18 protein-coding genes and 1 other annotated feature are annotated in these 20900 nt (G+C 35.1%); of the genes, 12 read left to right on the top strand and 6 right to left on the bottom strand.

The genetic code is table 11. From position 1 onward, the window contains the following. Nucleotides 1-58: 58 nt before the first annotated feature. On the top strand, nt 59-568 hold the full coding sequence (locus tag BR65_RS03890) for a YtxH domain-containing protein (protein ID WP_034536823.1): 510 nt from the start codon (nt 59-61) through the stop codon (nt 566-568). Nucleotides 569-628: 60 nt separating this feature from the next. Here BR65_RS03890 and BR65_RS03885 read toward each other — a convergent pair whose 3' ends face one another. Further along, the gene (locus tag BR65_RS03885; RefSeq protein ID WP_034536818.1) at nt 629-1063 is read right to left on the bottom strand and encodes a DUF2188 domain-containing protein; all 435 of its coding nucleotides are present in this window, start codon (nt 1061-1063) and stop codon (nt 629-631) included. Nucleotides 1064-1266: 203 nt separating this feature from the next. Here BR65_RS03885 and BR65_RS03880 point away from each other — a divergent pair, with 203 nt between their 5' ends. The 5 genes from BR65_RS03880 (at nt 1267) to BR65_RS03860 (ending at nt 6169) form a co-directional block, all read left to right on the top strand. Then, nucleotides 1267-2115, top strand: a complete 849-nt coding sequence (locus tag BR65_RS03880; RefSeq protein ID WP_034536817.1) for a methyltransferase domain-containing protein — start codon at nt 1267-1269, stop codon at nt 2113-2115. A gap of 359 nt (nt 2116-2474) precedes the next feature. Beyond that, nucleotides 2475-3641: a tRNA epoxyqueuosine(34) reductase QueG gene (gene queG / locus BR65_RS03875; protein WP_023178189.1), complete on the top strand. Its 1167-nt coding sequence runs from the start codon at nt 2475-2477 to the stop codon at nt 3639-3641. Nucleotides 3642-3680: 39 nt separating this feature from the next. After that, nucleotides 3681-4190, top strand: coding sequence for a tRNA (uridine(34)/cytosine(34)/5-carboxymethylaminomethyluridine(34)-2'-O)-methyltransferase TrmL (trmL, locus tag BR65_RS03870; RefSeq protein WP_034536815.1), 510 nt, complete (start codon nt 3681-3683; stop codon nt 4188-4190). A 189-nt stretch (nt 4191-4379) separates the two neighbouring features. After that, entirely contained in the window at nt 4380-5639 is a 1260-nt protein-coding gene (locus BR65_RS03865) for a thiolase family protein (RefSeq protein ID WP_034536814.1), read from the top strand. After that, nucleotides 5636-6169 carry an acyl-CoA thioesterase gene (locus tag BR65_RS03860; RefSeq protein WP_023178184.1) on the top strand — a complete coding sequence of 178 codons (534 nt, stop codon included), beginning with the start codon at nt 5636-5638 and terminating at the stop codon, nt 6167-6169. The genes BR65_RS03865 and BR65_RS03860 overlap by 4 nt, the downstream gene beginning before the upstream one ends. A gap of 133 nt (nt 6170-6302) precedes the next feature. On the opposite strand, the gene argS is transcribed toward BR65_RS03860, so the two are convergent. Then, entirely contained in the window at nt 6303-7997 is a 1695-nt protein-coding gene (argS, locus tag BR65_RS03855; protein WP_034536813.1) for an arginine--tRNA ligase, read from the bottom strand. A 101-nt stretch (nt 7998-8098) separates the two neighbouring features. Beyond that, nucleotides 8099-8337: a binding site (T-box leader), on the bottom strand. 171 nt (nt 8338-8508) lie between these two features. On the opposite strand from argS, the gene argR reads away from it, so the two are divergent. From argR to BR65_RS03840, 3 genes are all read left to right on the top strand, one after another. After that, the gene (gene argR, locus BR65_RS03850; RefSeq protein ID WP_023178180.1) at nt 8509-8964 is read left to right on the top strand and encodes an arginine repressor; all 456 of its coding nucleotides are present in this window, start codon (nt 8509-8511) and stop codon (nt 8962-8964) included. A 32-nt stretch (nt 8965-8996) separates the two neighbouring features. Then, complete coding sequence (locus BR65_RS03845; protein WP_244877144.1) at nt 8997-10523, top strand: phosphohexomutase domain-containing protein; 1527 nt, start codon at nt 8997-8999, stop codon at nt 10521-10523. Between the two features lie 63 nt (nt 10524-10586). Beyond that, nucleotides 10587-11447: an aldo/keto reductase gene (locus BR65_RS03840; RefSeq protein ID WP_023178175.1), complete on the top strand. Its 861-nt coding sequence runs from the start codon at nt 10587-10589 to the stop codon at nt 11445-11447. Nucleotides 11448-11501: 54 nt separating this feature from the next. Here the strand turns inward: BR65_RS03840 and zwf are convergent, their stop codons facing one another. Continuing rightward, nucleotides 11502-12998 (bottom strand): glucose-6-phosphate dehydrogenase, encoded by a 1497-nt coding sequence (gene zwf / locus BR65_RS03835; RefSeq protein WP_023178173.1) that lies wholly within the window; start codon nt 12996-12998, stop codon nt 11502-11504. 359 nt (nt 12999-13357) lie between these two features. Between zwf and BR65_RS03830 the strand changes: the two genes are divergently transcribed. After that, a complete protein-coding gene (locus BR65_RS03830) occupies nt 13358-14707 on the top strand; it encodes a DEAD/DEAH box helicase (protein ID WP_034536810.1) in 1350 nt (449 codons plus the stop codon). A gap of 72 nt (nt 14708-14779) precedes the next feature. On the opposite strand, the gene BR65_RS03825 is transcribed toward BR65_RS03830, so the two are convergent. Continuing rightward, on the bottom strand, nt 14780-15550 hold the full coding sequence (locus BR65_RS03825; RefSeq protein ID WP_023178169.1) for a DUF1189 domain-containing protein: 771 nt from the start codon (nt 15548-15550) through the stop codon (nt 14780-14782). A 245-nt stretch (nt 15551-15795) separates the two neighbouring features. Between BR65_RS03825 and BR65_RS03820 the strand changes: the two genes are divergently transcribed. Together BR65_RS03820 and BR65_RS03815 are read left to right on the top strand one after the other, a co-directional pair. Next, the gene (locus BR65_RS03820; RefSeq protein ID WP_034536807.1) at nt 15796-16404 is read left to right on the top strand and encodes a superoxide dismutase; all 609 of its coding nucleotides are present in this window, start codon (nt 15796-15798) and stop codon (nt 16402-16404) included. A 348-nt stretch (nt 16405-16752) separates the two neighbouring features. Beyond that, on the top strand, nt 16753-17286 hold the full coding sequence (locus BR65_RS03815) for a hypothetical protein (RefSeq protein ID WP_034536804.1): 534 nt from the start codon (nt 16753-16755) through the stop codon (nt 17284-17286). Nucleotides 17287-17439: 153 nt separating this feature from the next. Here BR65_RS03815 and BR65_RS03810 read toward each other — a convergent pair whose 3' ends face one another. After that, complete coding sequence (locus BR65_RS03810) at nt 17440-18078, bottom strand: pentapeptide repeat-containing protein (RefSeq protein ID WP_034536802.1); 639 nt, start codon at nt 18076-18078, stop codon at nt 17440-17442. 12 nt (nt 18079-18090) lie between these two features. After that, nucleotides 18091-20850, bottom strand: a complete 2760-nt coding sequence (locus BR65_RS03805) for a YfhO family protein (protein WP_034536800.1) — start codon at nt 20848-20850, stop codon at nt 18091-18093. Nucleotides 20851-20900 lie beyond the last annotated feature (50 nt).

The raw sequence follows: 20900 nt of genomic DNA, 5'->3' as shown, positions 1-20900 counted from the left end.
AAATGGATTTAATAAATATGAGCAACGTTAGTTTTATCATAGAGAGGAAGATGAATAGATGTCAAAAGGAACATTTTGGTTAGGAGCAGCAATAGGAGGAGCAGCAGCTTATGCAGCAGCATACTTGTTTGCACCTAAATCTGGAGAAGAATACCAAAGAGAGCTGAAAGATAAAGCTGAAATGATTAAAGAATCATCGAGCGATTATATGTCTATTGCAAAAGAACGCGGTGGAGATTTTAAAGCTATTGCAACAGATGCTGCAGCTGGATTAAAAACAGACATGAAATTGGTTTCAAAACAATTATCAGAACAAATTAAAATGGATTCTCAAATTCTAAAATCTGACTTGCAAGACGTCAAAGATGGCGTACCAGGAAGTAAGGAAAATTTAAAAGCAAACTTGAGTGATGCATTGAATGAAGCAAAATATACTGCTACAAGTTTAAAAGATCAAGTAGCTCAAACAACTGTAGAAGCAAAAGACATTTCACGTGCCGTTATTGATGAAGCGAAAATGGAAATCGATGAAACAACTGCTGAAAATAAACCATTAGATAATTTTTAACCATAATTGGATAAAATAAGACACTAACGATGAGAGAAACTTTTATCGTTAGTGTCTTATTTATTTTTGACGTGAGCCATCTTTTTTGTAAATGATGACCTCAGAATCTTTATTTTCAGCAATTTCATGAGCTCGATCTACTGCATCCGATTTTTTATCGAATGTATCACTTGCCCGTTTAGCTTCTTTTGTTTTTACTACCCAATGATCGTCTTCATAAAAAACTTCAACAGCATTGTCTAATAGTTTTGGATTTGAACTTGATGTATCATGTTTATCTGATTTTTTAGGACTTTTTTCTTTATCAAATGCTTCTTTTTCTTCCTTCGAAGCATTATTCACCCATTCTTTAGCTTGTGAAATAGCAATTGGAATCGCACGATCATCTTCGTATCCATTGGCTAAAAGAGCATTTGCAATTTCAATCGTCTTTTTGCGCAACAGTGAGTCAAAATTCTTTAATGAAGCCGGGTAATCTTTCATATCCCATGGCATAAATTATCATCCTCTCTAAGATACTTGTGTTAATTATGTTATACCATTCATAGACCATTCAAACAAATAAAAAGGTTCTTAGAAGCTTTTTTGAGAGAATTTATGAAATAATTTCTGAATAGTGGTATATTGTTAAGCGGAGTATGTAAACAGGATACACAATATAAAGCACTCAAGTTAGATGAATTGAAAGAAGGTTGATTATGAAAAAAATAGAAAAAGCTGCAGGATTTATGAAAGAGCATAGTGAGCTGTTTCAGTGCCCAATATGTAAAGATTCATTTGATCAAGTAGATGGCAATAGCTTAAGTTGTATAAATGGTCATCTTTTTGATATTTCAAAAAAAGGGACCCTTTATTTTTTATTAAAAGGAACAAAAAACGAGTACGATAAGGACATGCTTTCTTCAAGGTTTAACATAGCAACTGCTGGGTTATTTCATCCTTTGCTCGATGAGCTTTATATTAGTATAGCTGAAAAACAAACCGGACATACTTTAGACGTCGGTTGTGGAGAAGGCTCTCAACTTGATTATTTAACTACTTTAGGTTTGCAAGGGCAAAAAATAGGTTTTGATATTTCAAAAGATGCGATTCAATTGGCAGCTACTCATTTTTCAAGTGCTTTTTGGTGTGTAGCTGATTTGGCGCAGTCTCCTTTTGCTTCAGCTCAATACGATACAATATTGAATATTTTTTCTCCTTCCAATTACAAAGAATTTGATCGTCTATTAAAAGAGGGTGGACAGGTGATCAAGGTCGTTCCTGAAAAAGATTATCTGATTGAATTGAGAAAATTATTTTACCGTGATCAAGAAGAAAAACAAACCTATTCAAATGATGTCGTTATTGCTAAATTTAAAGAGCATTTCCCGAAGTTGGAAATCAAACGAGTTAAGTACTCATTTGAACTAACACCAGCGCTATTTAATGACTTGATGAAGATGACACCGCTAAGTTGGGGTGCCAGTATAGATTCTAAAGAGTACGCATTAACTCACCCTTTGAAAAGGGTAACAATTGATGTTTGTGTCTTAATTGGGCAAAAATAAGGCAGGTTTGTGAACGAATTGTGAACTTTTTTCTTTGATATACCGTTTTCATGGAAAAACTCAGCCTCATATCCTTGCATCAATACCATGACGATGTTATATTACCTATAAGATATTAAACGTCATTCGTTTTTATCAGGAATCCATCAGATTTTGATAAAAGTTAATGAATTGTAAAAGTCTTAACTAACGTATTGTTTCGCAGTGCTGGACACCGAAGCGATGCGTTTTTTTGCGCACTTTTTTATTTAAACCGTTGAAAGATAGTACTTTTTAAAATAGAGACTAAAGATTTTTTGTTTTTATAGCATAAATGCGCTAAAATAGATAAGAAGATTTATCTTATGGGAGTGAAGCTTATGGTTGGAGAAGCAACTTCATTAAAAGAAAAGATCATTGAAGAAAGCAAGCGAATTGGGATTGATAAAATCGGGTTTACAACTGCTGATCCTTTTTCTGATCTTGAAGAGAAGTTAAAGCAGCAAAAAGAGTTGGGCCATCATTCTGGTTTTGAGCATAAAGTAATCGAAGAACGGATTTATCCTGAAATGATTTTTCAAAACCCTCGCTCCATTATTTCAATCGCTTTAGCTTATCCAACTAAAATAGAAAATCCACCGCCTAGAGTAAAAGGGGAACGACGTGGAGAATTTTCCCGAGCGTCTTGGGGGACCGATTACCATGATATCTTACGAGATAAAATGAATCAGTTAATCGAGTATATTAGAGCTGAGGCTGGAGAAACGGTCACCTACAAACCAATGGTAGACACCGGGGAACTAGTTGACGTAGCTGTAGCTCAACGAGCAGGTCTAGGTTTTATTGGCAGAAATGGCTTATTGATCACAGAAGAATTTGGTTCATATGTTTATTTAGCTGAGATCATTACAAATCTAGATTTTAAATCGGATATACCTGTTCCTTTTGGTTGTGGAGAATGCACACGTTGTATTGATGCATGTCCTACGGGAGCTTTACTAGGCGATGGACGAATGAATGCCCAACTCTGTCTTTCTTATCAGACTCAGACCAAAGGGATGATGGACGAACAATTTAGGCGGAAAATGGGCCATGTTATCTATGGTTGTGATATTTGTCAGGTTGTTTGTCCATATAATAAAGAAAAAAATTTCCATTTTCATCCTGAAATGGAACCTGAACCTGAAAGTGTTATGCCAAAACTAAAACCGTTACTCACCATCAGCAATCGTGAGTTTAAAGAAAATTTTGGTCACATGTCTGGTTCTTGGCGTGGAAAGAAACCTTTGCAGCGTAATGCGATTATTGCTTTAGGTAATTACCGTGATAAATCGGCTTTGCCAGATCTCTTACGGTGCATTGAAGAGGATAGTAGACCTGTGATCAGAGGCACAGCTGCATGGTCTTTAGCAAAAATCGTTTCTGTTAGAGATGAAATGGTGATTGAATTTTTAGAAGAAGCTTTAGCAAAAGAAGAAGACAAAGAAGCTTACCATGAGATAAATCAGGCAATAGAAACGATTAAGAATAAAAAAGAACGAAAATGATAATCGATTTTTGTATTATTTAGGAGGAAATGACTTAACATGACAAACCATATTGCTTTATTTGAACCTCAAATCCCTGCTAACACAGGTAATATAGCACGTACATGTGCAGCAACAAATACTCACTTGCATTTAATTGAACCTTTAGGATTCAAAACAGATGATAAACATTTGAAACGTGCAGGCTTAGATTATTGGAATGATGTGAACATCACCTACCATAAAAACTTAGAAGCTTTTATGGAAGTGGCACAAAATGGACAATTGCATTTGATCACTAAATTTGGTCATCGTGTGTATAGCGATATCGATTACGCAACGACTCCGGGAGATCATTATTTCCTATTTGGTAAAGAAACTACTGGATTGCCAGAGGAATTCATGAGAGAACATGAAGAAGATTGCTTGCGCATTCCGATGAATGATGAGCATGTTCGTTCGTTGAATTTATCTAATACAGCAGCTATTTTGATCTATGAAGCTCTTCGCCAACAAGAATTTAGAGGTATGGAATTAGCGCATCACTATGAAAACGATAAACTTGACTAATCCTAAAAACAAACTAGTGGACAATAAACACTAGTTTGTTTTTTTATGGACTGGATAAAAGACGAAGGCTAGCTTAAATGTAAAGCTTTTCTTAATATTGCTGAAACATAGAAATGTTATTTGATAATCTCATTTACAAGAATTATAATAAATAAGAATGCATCCCTATAAGTTAAGGAGAGGTTTATTATGCCAAGAATGAGAACGGATGATTCAATTGTAATTGTTGGGGCAGCACGCACACCAATTGGAGCTTACTTAGGAGGATTAAAAACAGTTCCTGCTGGAGAGTTAGGTGCTATTGCGTTAAATGAAGCCATTAAACGGGCTGGTATAAAGAGTGAAGAAATAGAAGAAGTGATAGCCGGTCAAGCAATGGGTACACAGGAAGAAAGTAATATCGGGCGTGTCATTGGACTGAAAGCTGGATTAAAGAAGCAATCGACAGGGATGACTGTCAATCGTATCTGTGGTTCTGGTATCCAGTCGGCTATTTCAGCAGCACAAGAATTGATGACAATGGACGTTGATTTTATTGCAGCTGGAGGAGTAGAAAGTCTTTCTCGTTCGGAGTACTATTTACCATTAGAATCAAGATGGGAAGGGTTTAAAGCAGGTAACTTCACTGTTATTGATGCAAACTTAGCACTTCATAAACATGCTCAACCGAATCCGGATTATCCTGAGATCACTCACATGGGGGATACAGCAGAAAAAGTTGCAGAAAGATATGCGATCACTCGTGAAGAACAAGATACATTTGCAGTTGATAGTCAACGAAAGGCCTCTTCTGCTATAGAAAGAGGTCGGCTTGCTCAAGAAATCGTTCCAGTAGAAGTGATCGGTCGAAGAAAAGGCGTTATAACAGTAGTCGATAAAGATGAACATCCTAGACCCGGCACGAATATGGAAAGTTTAGCACGTTTAAAACCTGCCTTTCGTAAAGATGGTAAAGGGACGATTACTGCTGGAAATGCATCCGGACTAAATGATGGAGCAGCTTTTGAGGTATTTACGAAAGCATCTGTTGCTAAAGAACGAGGACTTGATGTAATGGCTAAAATCGTTGATTTTGCTATAGCTGGTTGTGATCCTAATGTAATGGGTTTAGGACCGGTTTATGCAATCAATAAGGTTTTAAGTCAAAACAAACTAACTCTTGAAGACATTGATATTTTAGAAATCAATGAAGCATTTGCGGCTCAAACATTAGGATGTATGAAAGAATTAGGTATCGATCCTGGAACTGAGCTATACGAACGATTGAATCCAAATGGTGGAGCGATTGCATTGGGTCATCCATTAGGAATGTCAGGTGCGCGTATCATTACTTCACTTTGTTATGAATTTAAGAACCACCCTGAAAAAAAATATGCCATTGCATCAGCATGCATTGGCGGCGGTCAAGGAATCGCATTACTATTAGAGAATGGATCTGTTAATGAATGAAGGAAAAAAGACCTGTAAAAAATTGTCATGAATCATTAGTGGTCCAGACACATAGTATTTTTCCCAATCAATTAAATAATCACGGAACGTTATTTGGGGGAGAATTGATGAGTATGTTAGACGTAGCAGCTTCTATAGCTGTTACGAGGCATGCACGTACACAATCTGTAACGGCTTCAACAGACTCAGTAGATTTTTTGCATCCGATCCAAAGAAATGATGCTATCACAATTGAAACCTATGTATCTGGTGTAGGCAGCTCATCTGTAGAAGTATTCTGTAAAGTTATCGGAGAAAATCTGCTGACTGGTGAACAATATTTAGCGGTAACAGCCTTTTTAACTTTTGTTGCATTCAATACAGATAAGAGTAAGGCGATTGTACCGTTGATCGAACCTGAAACTGAAGAAGAGATATTTGTCTGTAGCGGCTATGAAGAACGTAAGAAAAATCGTTCGATCAAGCGTATATTTAATCAGCAATTTGCCGATAAGATTACTTTAACGAGCTCATTGTTTGATGAAGACTAACGAATTTGCATTGAATCCTCTACATGAATGCAAATGGACTATTTTACTAAAACTAAAGAGTATAAATACAAAAAAGATCAAGACGATTAGGCTATCGTCTTGATCTTTTTTTTTCAGTTAGGAAGAGAAAGGATTACATTTGATCTGGAGCTTTTACACCTAATAATCTTAAGTCTTCTTTTAAGATTGTTGCAACAGATTGGACAAGAGCTAAACGTGCAGGTCTTTGTGCATCATCAGCAAGGACTTTACTATTTGCATAGTATTTATTGAAAGCTTGAGCTAAGTGGATTGCATGTTTAGCAATAACCGATGGCTCAAATTTTTCATAAGCACGCAAAACATCTGTTGGATAGCTTTGCAATAATTTAACAATTTCCCAGCTGTAAGCATCATCCAAATGGTAGTTCACAGTCGTATCGATACCGGCTATACCAGATTTTCTAAGAATACTCATTGCACGAGCTCTTGTGTATTGTACGTATGGACCTGTTTCACCTTCGAAACGAACAACTTCTTCAATAGTAAAGTCAAAGTTGTTTAAACGATCATTTTTTAAGTCATGGAAGATAACAGCGCCGATACCCACTTGATCTGCAACGACTTCTTTATTTGGTAGATCCGTATTTTTTTCTTCGATTTGTTCAAGAGCAGAGGCTACAGCATCATCTAAAACTTCTTCAAGTAAAACGATTTTTCCTTTACGAGTAGATAATTTTTTACCGCCTTGAGTAATTAAGCCAAATGGAATATGGTACATATCATCTGCCCAGTCATAACCCATCTCTTTTAAAACAGCTTTTAATTGTTTAAAGTGATTGCTTTGTTCATTTCCAACAGCGTATAAAGATAAAGCAAAATCATACGTACGTTTACGATAGATAGCAGCAGCTAAATCACGAGTAATGTACAATGTTGCACCATCAGATTTTTTGATCAAAGCCGGATTTAAATTGTATTTTTCTAAATCAACAATCGTAGCTCCATCATTAACTGTTAACACATTTTTTTCTTCAAGTAAGTCTACAACTTCTTGCATTTTATCGTTATAGAAAGCTTCGCCATTAAATGAATCAAATGTAATGTCTAAACGTTCATAAACATGGTTAAATTCTTTTAGAGATTCATCACGGAACCATTTCCATAAACCTAAGGCTTCTTCGTCGCCATCTTCTAATTTTTTGAACCACTCACGAGCAGCATCATCTAACTCTGGTTTTTCTTCTGCTTCTTCATGGAATTGAACATATAAACGCAATAATTCACCAATAGGGTTTTCTTTTACAGCTTCTTCGCTGCCCCAAAGTTTGTAACCGACGATTAATTTACCAAATTGAGTACCCCAGTCGCCAAGATGATTAATTTTGATTGGGTTAAATCCAACTTTAGTTAAGATGTTCGCTAAAGCATTTCCGATTACAGTTGAACGCAAATGACCCATAGAAATTGGTTTTGCGATATTTGGAGAAGACATATCGATAGGAACATTTTTATTTTCACCGATCATAGAGTCTCCGTAGTGAGCGCCTTGTTCTAAAACTTCTTTTAAGACGGCAGCACTAACTTCTTGTTTATTTAAAAAGAAATTAAGGTAAGGTCCAACAACTTCAATTTTTTCAACGATAGGAGAGGTAACCGATTCTCCTAATTCAGCAGCAATTTGTTGAGGGGCTTTACGATAGGCCTTTGCTAGAGCGAATGCAGGAAAAGCGATATCCCCGTGTTCAACTGATTTTGGTTTTTCTAATAAGTTGACGATTTGTTCTATCGACAAAGCTTCACCGATTTGCTCGTTTAAAGCTTGAGCAACTGTTAATTTGTAATCCATTCTTTTTCCTCCTATGTGAGCGTCTGATTGCGCTCGAAAATTTTATATTTAAGTATTTTAGGCATAAAAAAAACGCCTATTTTTGATTCTATGCTAATCAAAAAAGAGACGAGGTTTTCCCGCGGTACCACTCTTGTTGTTTGTCAAATGACGAAACCACTTGTTTTTAGATAACGGCAAACAAAACCGAATAAGCTAGTATTCACTAAAATTGCATGAACGAGGATCATAGCTTAAATCTCTCCGAAGTGCGGTTCCTGAAAGCATCCATTGTTGGCTTACACCGTTCCAACTCGCTAAAAATGTTTTCTATCAGTACTCTCTTCGTCATAGAGTCTATATAATTGAACTTTATTTATTATAGCAAATTGCTCACAAGAATGCCATTGTTTTTAGAAAATAGAATTTTTATTCATATTTTAGTAAAAATATCGCAAAATATAAGCGTATACATCAATTATTTGTTATACTAAAAAAGAAGAATCGTTTAATTAGAAGGAGGCCTTGCAGTATGAAAAAATCTAATCGACAATTAGCAATCAAACAAATTATTACAAATCATGATATTGCTACTCAAGAGGAACTATTGCATTATCTCAAAGAAGAAGGGGTTGAGGCGACTCAAGCAACCATTTCAAGAGATATCAAAGAGATGCATTTAGTGAAAACTACTTCATCAAATGGGAATGTTAAGTACACGATATTCCAAAATAATCGTATGTCTAATGAAGAAAAATTACAATCAACATTAGGAGACGTTGTGATTCGGTTGACCCAAGTGCAGTTTACGAATGTATTGATGACAATACCTGGTAATGCTCACGTTGTGGCTGCATTGTTGGATGCCATTGATTTTCCAGAAATGGTTGGTACTGTAGGCGGAAATGATACTTGTCTAATTATTTCAAAAGATGAAGAAGATGCAAAAAAAATGAATGATTACTTAAACAAATGGATTGAATTATAAAAATAGCATAATACTGTATAGGAGGTATGTATGTGCCTGAGTTTGATTTAGCATCCTTGCAAAATGGATCAGATATTCGTGGAATAGCTTTGGAAACACCAGAGCACGAAGTAACGTTGACCGATGAACGTGTTGAAAAAATTGCTTATGGGTTTGCGGTATGGTTGAAAGAAGTAAAAAAAATAGTAGTAGAAGATGAACACGCTCCTGCAAAAGTTTCTGTTGGTCACGATAGCCGGCTTTCAGCGGATCGCATCAAATCTATTTTTATAAAAGGTTTGACGAAGGCAGGAATCGACGTGATAGATGTCGGGTTGTCTACTACTCCAGCTATGTTTATGTCTACTCAATATGAAGCCTACAAGTGTGACGGTGCTGTTATGATCACAGCTAGTCATCTGCCTTTTGAGTACAATGGATTAAAATTTTTTACAAAAGATGGCGGAGCAGAACACGAAGATATTGACTTTATTTTGCAACAAGCAGATGAGGAAAATATCACATGGAAGAATAAAGAAGGGAACGTTACGAAAGCTTCTCTTTTGAATGAATATGCAAAAGATTTGGTAAACAAGATTCGACTTGGAATCAATGATGCAAAACAATATGACCAACCGTTGACCGGTCGTCATATTGTGGTAGACGCTGGGAATGGCGCAGGAGGGTTTTTTGCTGAAAAAGTTTTGGTCCCATTAGGAGCAGATATCAGCGGAAGCCAATATTTAAATCCAGATGGTCATTTTCCAAATCATATTCCCAATCCGGATAACAAAGAGGCGATGAGAAGCATTCAAGATGCCGTAATTAGACATCATGCAGACATGGGTGTTATTTTTGATACCGATGTAGATCGATCAGCATTAGTTGACAGTAACGGGGATACGTTGAATCGAAATAATTTGATCGCAGTGATCTCAGCAATTTTGATTAAAGAAAACCCGGGTACGACAATTGTGACAAGTTCGGCAACATCAGAACACCTCAAAACGTTTATCACTTCTTTAGGTGGCAAACAGGATCGATACATCACCGGCTATCGGAATGTAATCAATCGTGGTATTCAATTAAACAAAGAGGGAACACCTACCAGTTTAGCAATTGAGACCAGCGGACACGCTGCTTTGTCAGAAAATTACTTTTTAGATGACGGAGCTTATTTAGTTGCAAAAATACTAATGGCAGATGCTGGTCTTAAAAAAGAAGGAAAGAACTTTTCTGATTTGATCACTTCTCTAAAGCAGCCTGTTGAAACGGATGAAGTACGATTTAAGATCTTATCTCAGGATGTACAAGCAACTGGACAAAGAGTCATGGAGAATTTTCAAGCTTATATAGAAACAGCAACAGACTTAACTGTTGAACCCGCTAATTTGGAAGGGGTCCGAGTTAATACTTCGGGACAGTATGGTATTGGTTGGATGTTGTTGCGTATGAGTTTGCATGAGCCTTTACTTGTTCTAAATCTTGAAAGCGATCAAGAGGGTTCTATAAAATTAGTGAGAGAAAAGCTAAAAACTTTTTTCTATGATCAATCTGTCTTAGATTCGTCTCGCTTGTAAAAAACAAGAGAAATGGTTTAAACTAAGTAATGTAAAAAAAGATAGCGAAGGAAGTGTATTAAAATGGGTGAACCGTTAGTAGAAAGCATTGAATTATATAATGGAGTGAAAATTCCTAAATTAGGACTAGGTTTATTTTTAATGAAAGATGAAGATGAATTGGTAAATGCTGTGAAATATGCAGTTGAAGTAGGTTACCGTCATTTTGATACAGCTACCATCTATGGCAATGAAGAATACTTAGCTCGCGGTTTGAAAGAAGCAGGAATCAAGAGAGAAGAAGTTTTCATTACCTCTAAAGTATGGAATTATGACCAAGGATATGACCAAACAAAAGTTGCATTTCAAGAAAGTTTGGATCGTTTAAACACAGACTACTTAGATTTATACTTAATTCATTGGGCTGCTCCAAAATTTGTTGAAACTTGGAAAGCAATTGTAGAATTATATGAAGAAGGAAAAATCAAAGCAATTGGGGTTTCTAACTTCCAAATTCATCACCTTGAAGAACTTAAAAACCAAGGATTGATGCAACCAATGATCAACCAAATTGAAACACATCCTGAATTCCCACAAAATGAATTGCATGAATACATGAAAGAAAATGGTATCATTCATGAAGCTTGGGGACCATTAGGTCAAGGGAAATCTGAATTATTGAACCACCCAATCTTGATGGAAATTGGCCAAAAATACTTCAAAACTCCAGCACAAATCATTATCCGCTGGCATTTAGAACGTGGAGAAGTAGTTATTCCAAAATCAATTCATGATAACCGTATTTTAGAAAATAGTGATGTATTCAACTTTTCTTTAACAGAAGAAGAGATGAAACAAATTGATTCATTAGAAACTGGAACAAGATATGGCAGCGATCCTGATGATCAAGAAAGATTACAAAAAACATCTATTAAACCTGAATAAAAAAAGTAGAAAAGCACATTGTGCTTTTCTACTTTTTTTTGTTTTCTTAACGAACTAAATTTCATCATTTGGCAGTGCTGGATTCCAATGCCAATTAAAGCCATCTTTTGCTAACAAGTCATCGCTTTCTGTGGGACCCATAGAACCACTTTGATAGCTAGGAAGTTCTGATTGATCTTGATCCCATGCTTGACGAATAACATCAACGAATTTCCAAGAAGAAGCTACTTCATCCCAATGCGTAAAGTTTGTTGCATCGCCGTTTAAACAGTCAAAAATCAATTTTTCATAAGCTTCTGGACTGTTTGCAACAGTTTCAGCTGAATGCTTGTGTTTAAGATTAAATGTATCAGTTTCTAATCCAATTCCAGCTTTTTTGGTATTTAACTGTAATGAGAAACCTTCAGTAGGTTGGATGAAAATACTCAATACATTTGGTGGTAATTCTTCTTCAACATCTTCACTAAATAAGTTTAGAGGTACATTTTTAAAGACAACATTAATTTGAGTTCCTTTTTCACCCATCCGTTTTCCAGTACGGATATAAAATGGAACGCCTTTCCAACGGAATGTATCAATTAAGACTTTACCTGCAACAAACGTTTCCGTTTGAGAATCTTCAGCAACATTCATTTCATTACGATAATTATTTAATAGACCAGATTCAGTTGATCCTATACCGTATTGAGCACGTACAAAATAATCTTTTACTTCTTCAGGTTTGTAAAGACGAACAGCTCGCAACGCCTTAATTTTTTCATTTCGAATATCTTTATCTTTTAATCGTGCTGGGGGTTCCATCGCTAAAAGCGAAACAATTTGTAAAATATGGTTTTGGACCATATCTCTTAGAGCACCACTTTTATCATAGTAACCGCCACGTTCTTCTACACCAAGAGATTCACTTAACGTAATTTGAATATTATCGATGTAACGATTATTCCACATGGATTCAATCATAGTATTCGCAAAACGAACAGTAGAAATATTTTGGACCATTTCTTTTCCAAGATAATGATCGATACGGAAGATTTGACTTTCATCGAATACTTCACGAAGTTGTTCATTTAAAATAGCTGCACTTTCGTAGTCATGTCCAAAAGGTTTTTCAATAATCAAACGATTAAAACCATTATCCGTTACTAAACCTTGTTGATCCAATTGCTGTGTAATAGTCCCAAAGAAATTAGGGGACATCGCTAAATAGAATAAACGATTGCCGTTAATTTGATAGTGATCATCCAATTTTTCAGCTAATACTTTAAGATTAACATAATGTTCTGCATCATTTACATTATGGGATTGATAGTAGAAGTGGTTTGCAAATTCTGTCGCATCTTCTTCCGAAATAATCAAATCTGTAAGTGTTTCTTTAACGATTTCTCGATAATAGTCATTTGTCCATTCTCTTCTAGCAGTACCAATTACTGCAAAATGTTCCTTTAAAAAGCCTTTTTTATATAGGCGATAAAGAGACGGATACAATTTTCTCTTTGCCAAATCTCCAGTTCCCCCAAAGATTGTAAATAAAACATTCTGTTCAGTTGTCATCTATCTTAATACCCCTCTTCTAGAACAAAGACGTTCATCTTTTCTAAAACTATTGTACTGGTTTCTGCCTTTGGAATCAATCTTTCATTGTTTCTTTCTATTAAAAAGTAAGAGATATCGTTCATCTTGTAGAGTTTAATAATCTTTTACTGAAATATGATCCAAAAATCAGGTTCAGCGTCCACTGTATGAATTATACTTAATGCTTCTATCACTTTTTGTCAGACTTCATTATACAGTGGAAGAGACGAAATGACTACTTTGCTGATCTATATAAACAGATTTAAGTAACGTATCCCTTCAGTTTATGGTATAATACAAAAGATGCAAAAGAGTATCAAGAGAAATGAGGCGATAAAATGGAACATACCTTTGAAAAGTTTGGGTTACAATCTTTTTTAATTGACGCAATAAACGACATTGGTTTTACAAAACCAACAGAAGTACAAGAAAGACTTATACCGGCTATCCAAAACGGGAGAAGTGTAATTGGTCAATCACAAACTGGTTCGGGAAAAACCCATACATTTTTACTTCCATTAGTAAATAAAATAGATCCATCACGCAAAGAAGTGCAAGTGGTGATCACTACACCAAGTAGAGAATTAGCAGAACAAATTTATCAAGCAGCACTTCAATTAGTTGATAAAGCACCTGAAAAAATTATTGTACAAAATTTTGTAGGTGGAACAGATAAAAAAAGACAAATGGCTAAATTAGTAGGTATCCAACCACACATTGTTATCGGAACACCAGGTAGAATTTTAGACTTAGTAAATGAAAATTCTTTATTGATTTATACTGCTCCAGTGTTAGTTATTGACGAAGCGGATATGACATTAGATATGGGATTTTTAACAGATGTCGATAAAATTGCAAGTAAACTGCCAGAAAAATTACAAATGTTGGTTTTCTCAGCTACGATACCAATAAAGTTGCAACCATTTTTGAAAAAATACATGTCTAATCCATTATTTGAACAAATCCAGCCGAAAGAAATCATTTCACCCTCTATTGAAAATTGGCTGATCTCTACAAAAGGAAAAGATAGAATTGATGTTATTTATGAGCTGCTAAACATTGGCCAACCGTATTTAGTGATGATTTTTGCCAACACTAAATCTAAAGTAGATGAATTAGCTGATGGACTTAAGTCTAGAGGGATCAAAGTGGCTAAAATTCATGGAGATATTCCTCCTCGTGAAAGAAAACGTGTCATGAAACAAGTACAAAACTTAGAGTATCAATTTGTCGTAGCAACAGATCTAGCTGCACGTGGTATTGATATTGAAGGTGTTTCTCACGTTATTAATGCTGAAATACCTAAAGATTTAAGTTTCTTTATTCACCGTGTTGGGAGAACAGGAAGAAACAATCTTAAAGGAACAGCTATTACACTGTATGCTCCAAGTGATGAAAATGTAATTGTTGATATCGAAAAATTAGGGATTACATTTGAACCAAAAATGATTCAAAAAGGTGAAATTGTAGAAACGTATGACCGAAAACGTCGTACGACTCGTGAAAACACGGCTACAGATGTAGTTGACCCTAGACTGAAAAGTAAGATCAGTCAAACGAAGAAAAAAGTAAAACCGGGCTATAAGAAAAAAATGTCACGGGCTATCAAAGAGAGCAGCGAGAAAAAACGTCGTGTTGAACGTCGTAGTCAAGCTAACGCAATCAAAAAAGCAAATAAGAAAAAATAAGTGTATAGTAGTTAAGTACAAAAAAAGATCTTGGGGATACTAGCATCCCAAGATCTTTTTTATGCCATTTTGTTAAGGTAAACGTTCAATTTTAGGAATCGTTCGTACAGCTAAATAATAAATAAACAATGTCATGATTGCTTTGATCTCCAATTGGAAAGAAGGAACCAAACCAAAAGTGTTCAATAAAGCGATAAACAATGTTGGTAATGTTGAAGCAAACAAGATGATTTTGAAATTATCACCAAATTTCAATGCTTTTCCGGTAATCAGAGCAATACAGTTGGCAAATAATGTATACAACAAAGTATAGAGAACAGTAACAAAAAGAGTTGCTAACCATAAAATAAGAAAAGTGAAAATTACAGCCGTTCCACTAAAGGACTGAATGTTAAAAAGAATATCAATGAACGTTGCGCTTGTTAAACCATTTAATTGAGCATAAGTTAATTGAATAGGGTAGCCTGGCAGATTAACATAAAGACGATCTTCTAATAATGCAATAGCGACGATATTTCCAATTTGATCTAGGTTAACATCTTCAACTGTTCTTTCTCCATTTGGGTCAAAGGTAAAAATAATCGAATTAGTCTTATAGATAAAACTTTTTACGGGTTCTTTTGTCACCAGCTGTTCATTTTCAATCGTGAATTCTGGAATACTACCTGCAATAATTTGACCGTCACGGCCAAACTCACTGATAAGAGTGCTTCCTTGAACCCATGTTGGAATAGCTGCAATAGTTGCGATAACTAATAAATACAGAATGATTTTCCCTTTTTTTAAAGATAAAGCCTGTACTAATTTTTCTGGGTGAAGCAGTGAATTTTTAAATAAACTCAATAATTGAATAATAATCTCTCCTGACTTGATTAAACTAACTGATTTTTTAACCGTTCTTTTTTTATAAACGAATCTCTTTGTTTTATTGTAGCGGTTAAATTTGATAAACTCAATAGGATAAAAGAATACAAAAAAACGATTCTGTTATTTTTTCATAGAAAATATACTCGAATACTTTGTATTTTTTATTGAAAGGTGTTACATTTATTATGGAAAGTTAATAAAGTTAATTGGAGGAATGGATAATGACATACGAATTACCAAAATTACCTTATGCATATGATGCATTAGAACCACATATCGATCAAGCAACAATGGAGTTCCATCATGATAAACATCATGCAACCTATGTTGAAAAAACAAATGCTGCTCTTGAAAAATACCCTGAGCTAGCAGAAAAATCAATCGAAGAATTAGTAGCGGGTTTAAATTCAGTTCCTGAAGAGATCCGTACAGCTATCCGTAACAATGGTGGCGGACATGCTAACCACAGTTTCTTCTGGGAAATTCTTTCACCAAATGGTGGCGGAGAACCAACTGGAGCTTTAAAAGAAGATATTGATGCTACTTTTGGAAGCTTTGACAAATTCAAAGAAGAAATTGAAACTGCTGGAGCTGGTCAATTTGGTTCAGGTTGGGCTTGGTTAGTTCTTAACAATGGAAAATTAGAAGTGACTGCAACTGCTAATCAAGATTCACCATTAACAGATGGAAAAACTCCTCTTTTCGGAGTAGATGTTTGGGAACATGCTTACTACTTGAACTACCAAAACAAACGTCCTGCTTACTTAAAAGCAGTATGGAATGTTGTTAACTGGGAAGAAGTAGCAAAACGTTACGAAGCAGCTAAATAATAATTTCTATAGTTTAAGGGGCTGGGATAAAAATTCCAGCCTCTTTTTTTATACGAATATTTATTCTAAAACGTGCTCCAAAAAGCAGACCCGACGTCCACTTCACGAACAATGCTCGATGGTCGATGACCATACTGCGCTTATTCGTTCCAGTTGCCCTAGCTCTTGCGACTTTAGCCGCTTAGAGATAGGGTATGCGTTAGAAGATTCGGGTCTAAACGCTTTTTTTCCCACTCTCTTTTTTAGCATGAAATAATATTGTCAATATTATGTAATCGTTTTCTTTTGTGGTGAAATAGTTTTTGAGATAAGAAGAAGGTGCATTTTAATCCGTTAGTAGTAGAGAGAATGGACAAACAGCTTGAAGGTATTTATCCATCAATCGAATCAGTATTAGAGAAAGTGCAACAGTTGCTGGGAAAGAATTTGGCTATCGATCAACAGACGCTCGTTACAAATAAGGACAAACAAGAGGTTTTAAGAGAATTTGAGACAGCAATTAGGGATGCTCTTTACGGTAATGATCCACTTCTTTTAAAAAAAGTTACTTGGTTAGTTCATCATGTAGAAGCAGATGAAATTTTTGCATTTGAAAAGTTTCATTTGAACGAAAAGGAAGAACAAGAACAATACAACCGAGCTATGGCTGAACTGAATTACGTATTGTTATTTGGGCAAACCACAAATAGCGATTACTGGTACCCAAAGAAACGGTTAGGGCAATCTATTACAGATCTTGAAGGAAATAAAGAGTTTAATCATCAGGCCGATTTTATTAACTCAGGATCAGCTAATAGTGATATTAGCAGTCCAAGGTTCAACGGCACCTACACTAACCAACCTTGGTTAGAACCTAATTCAGATAGAAATGCAACTAAATGAGGCTGGGACAAAACTACTTTTGTGAAAAAAGTAGTCCCACTTTCGTTTGTTTTGATAGAGATATAGAAAAATACACTCCCACTACTGAACAAAATAGTTCATAGTTTTGGGAGTGTATTTTTTTGAGAGACCTTTTGTCCCAGCCTCATGCATTTAGTCGATTAAAATACCTAAACTTTTTGCAATAGTTATTGCTTGTCCTGCATTAAATGTGCTGCCTTTTAACAACTCAAGCGATACTGAAAATATTTCAAATTCAGAATCACTAAAATTTAAACCCTTAAGAGGGGTACGCATAATGGACATGCTATTTAATTGGCAACGAACAAAATCGAGTTTTTTCCAATTAACTTCAAAAAATTCACTCTCAATAAGTGAACAATCTTGGAAGCGTACTTGTTTTATAGAAGCATAATTGAAAGAACTGTAATTTCCGATACAATGATCAAAAAAAGTATCTACAATTGATGCTTCTGCAAAGTTAGAACCTAGAAATTTGGTTTCTTTGAAAGTCGTACGATGGAAAGTAGCTCCAATCCATTCATTATTGCTCATGTTGCATCCTTCAAATACGACGTCTATACATTCAAAACGAGTAAACTGACACTCTTCAAAAGTAACATTGCTGAAAACAACATGTTGGAAACACACATTTTCTAGTTGTTTATTGGAAAGGGTACAATCCTTAAACTGACAATTTGTATAGTATGATTCATGCTCAATATCTTCAAAGTGAGAAGAAGTTAATTCATTAGGAATCCTAGGTTGAGCAATTTTTATTGTTGAGTTCATAAACAATCCCCTTTAGTAATATTTTTTTAAAAATACGGCACTTACAATCAGCGATAGTATAGAAAGAATGGCTAGAAGCGCACCCTCTAAAAATAAAGGTGTCGTATAGTTCATTTCAATTCTATGTGTTCCTTCGCTAATAGGAACAGCTAATAATCCTTCTAATGCTTCTTTCGTTTGGACTGGAATTCCATCGATTTTAACAGACCAGCCTTTACTGTAAGGTATGGTCGTCATTAAGACATCTTGTCCTTTTTGGATATCTACGCTGCCATTGAAGTAAGTGCTGCTGTAATCTTCAATTGTCATGCCACCAGCTTGTAAAGATTGAACGGCTGAGTCAAATGTAGAGGAATCTAAACGGTACAGTTGAAAATCTTTTAGACGTATCGTTGATTCTTTCAAGCCGATTTTAAACGTAATGGTATCTCCTTTATTTTGGCTAGCAATATTTAACACTAATTGATCGCGGTAAGTTTCATATTGCGTAAAGGGCTCACCATTTAAAAATAATTCAACATCTTCATCTTTAATGTTAGGACTTAACGTTATATAAAAGGAATCATCTGTTTCTGGTGTAAACTGAAAACTGACTGAAGCATCATTATTTAAGACTTGTTTTTGATACAATGACTCATTACCTGAGTTAGAACTGGTCACATTTTGATAAACTGTACTATCAAATTCAGTAGGGACAAAAAATTCTTCTGCAAGTTGATTCCCAGTTAAAGCCTGGAGAATATTTTCTTGCAATGCTATAGGCTGATCTTCTAACAGGGAAACATCTAAGATAGCAGAAGAGCTGCCAAATGCAAGAGATAGAGCATTTGGATTTTCATAGATAATTGTTTTGTCTGTTTCTCCAAGCTGTGCATAAGAGCGTAAATCAGGTTTTGTTTGCATAGCATTTAACTCGAATACTGCTTTTTGCTCCTCTGAAACCGTTGGAATCAATAGTGGGTCTAATAAAGTAGAATTTCTCATTGTTCGGTTAAATGATTCTTTCAAAGATGTGCTTTTAGACCCTAGAGGTTGATCTTTTTGAGCAAGATAAAGATTATCCTTTTCACTTATATAATAACGAATCGAAAATAGTGCATCCGTTACTAATGTCCCATTAGAGTAAGCCAAGAATCCATCGCCTACTGGAAATCCAAGACTGCCAAATAATGCAGGTATCGTTCGTTCGAAAGTTGAACTAAAATGAGTGACTCCTGGATAATTAGCTTGGAAACTATCATTCTTTGTTCGTAAATAGTTTTTTTCAATACGATAAAATTGGTCATCCATATCCTGGATTGCGTCAATATCTGTATCTAATCCTGTTTGGTAAAGTGTAAAATTATCTTGATCGACATAACTTAAACGGGATAAGTCAATTTGAGCATTTAAGCCCATTTCTACTGTAGTCAAAATAAAGAAAGCTATTGGTATCCACGTATATTTTTGCGGCTTGATAATCAATAAAAAGGTAATAATAAAAGTGAAAAGCACCGATAAAATGACTTGTTCCGTATAGATAAAATCGAATTCTGCATTATAGACATAAAAGCCAATCGAGACTGTGACAACCATACTAACAAACGTACTGATTGGCCGCATGCCTTCATAATGCATAAAGTTACGAAAACCAGTTAGCAACATGAAGAAACAAACAACAAAAGAAAAACGGTAAGGATACCAAATAGGGTACTGCATGGCATGCCATATTTTATTGAAGGCTTCTAAATTCATCGAAACTACAAAAAACACCATTACGGCTAAGGCTGTTATCCGTTCTCGTTTGGAAAAAGAACGGTTAAAGAAGTAACAGAAGAAAGATACTAATGCTAAACTTCCAATAAATAGATTGGGGTAACCAGAAGGCATTTGATCAAAATTAAAAGCACCAATAAATAGTTTTGACAGCATCTCTGGAAAGGGATAAGCTAATTCCCAATCAAATTCAAATTTTGTATAACTAGCTTTGCTTTCCATAAGTGAATGAAAAGTTGGAAGCAATAAAATTCCAGCTAGTCCAGCTCCTAATAAAGAATGCCAGATGAATAAGCCAACTGTAATAAAACTTTCTTTTAATTTAGTTTTCCATTTAGTCTCTTTTGGATAAGAAACGCTCACTAAGCGAAAAATAAAATAACAAATTAAAAACAAACAAATCATATAAGCAATATAATAATTTGCGAACAACATGATACCGAGAAAAATAGAATAAAGTAAGCCTTTCTTTTTATCGACTAAGCGTTCCAGTCCTAATACAATAAGCGGAAGAAAAATCAGACCGTCTAACCACATGATGTTTAATTGATTGACGATAGTATAGCCCATCAAAGCATAGCTGATCGAAAAAGCTGCTAAGATAAAACCTGTACCATTAAATGCTTTTTTTAATAGATAACCAAAGCTTAGCCCCGAAAGACTAATTTTTAATAAAGTGATGCAGGTGACTGCTAATGTGATTTGAGTATGTGGAAATAGTAAAAACAGTAAATTAAATGGACTAGTGAGATAATAAGCCCATAAACCTACCATATCTCCGCCTATAGCTTTAGAAAATGAATAGAAGAAAGTGCTAGGATCTTCAAAAAAGGTTTGTCTATAATAGGAATAAAAATCAATGTATTGTTGTCCTAAGTCGACCGTTAGCAAGGAATCATTTCCGAAAGGGTAGACACCTTGAAAAATATAAATAATCGACATGATTATAAAGGGGACAAAAAAAGATAACAATAAGGGCCATTGTTTTTTGATAAAGGTCGGCATTGTTTTTTGCATAATTTTCAACTCCATTAACGAACTTGTAATTCTTACATGTATTAGAATAG

The organism is Carnobacterium inhibens subsp. inhibens DSM 13024 (assembly GCF_000746825.1).
GTDB classification, from domain to species: Bacteria; Bacillota; Bacilli; order Lactobacillales; family Carnobacteriaceae; genus Carnobacterium_B; species Carnobacterium_B inhibens.
The sequence above is the reverse complement of the archived record's forward strand: the minus strand, read 5'-3'. Positions and strand labels throughout refer to the sequence as shown.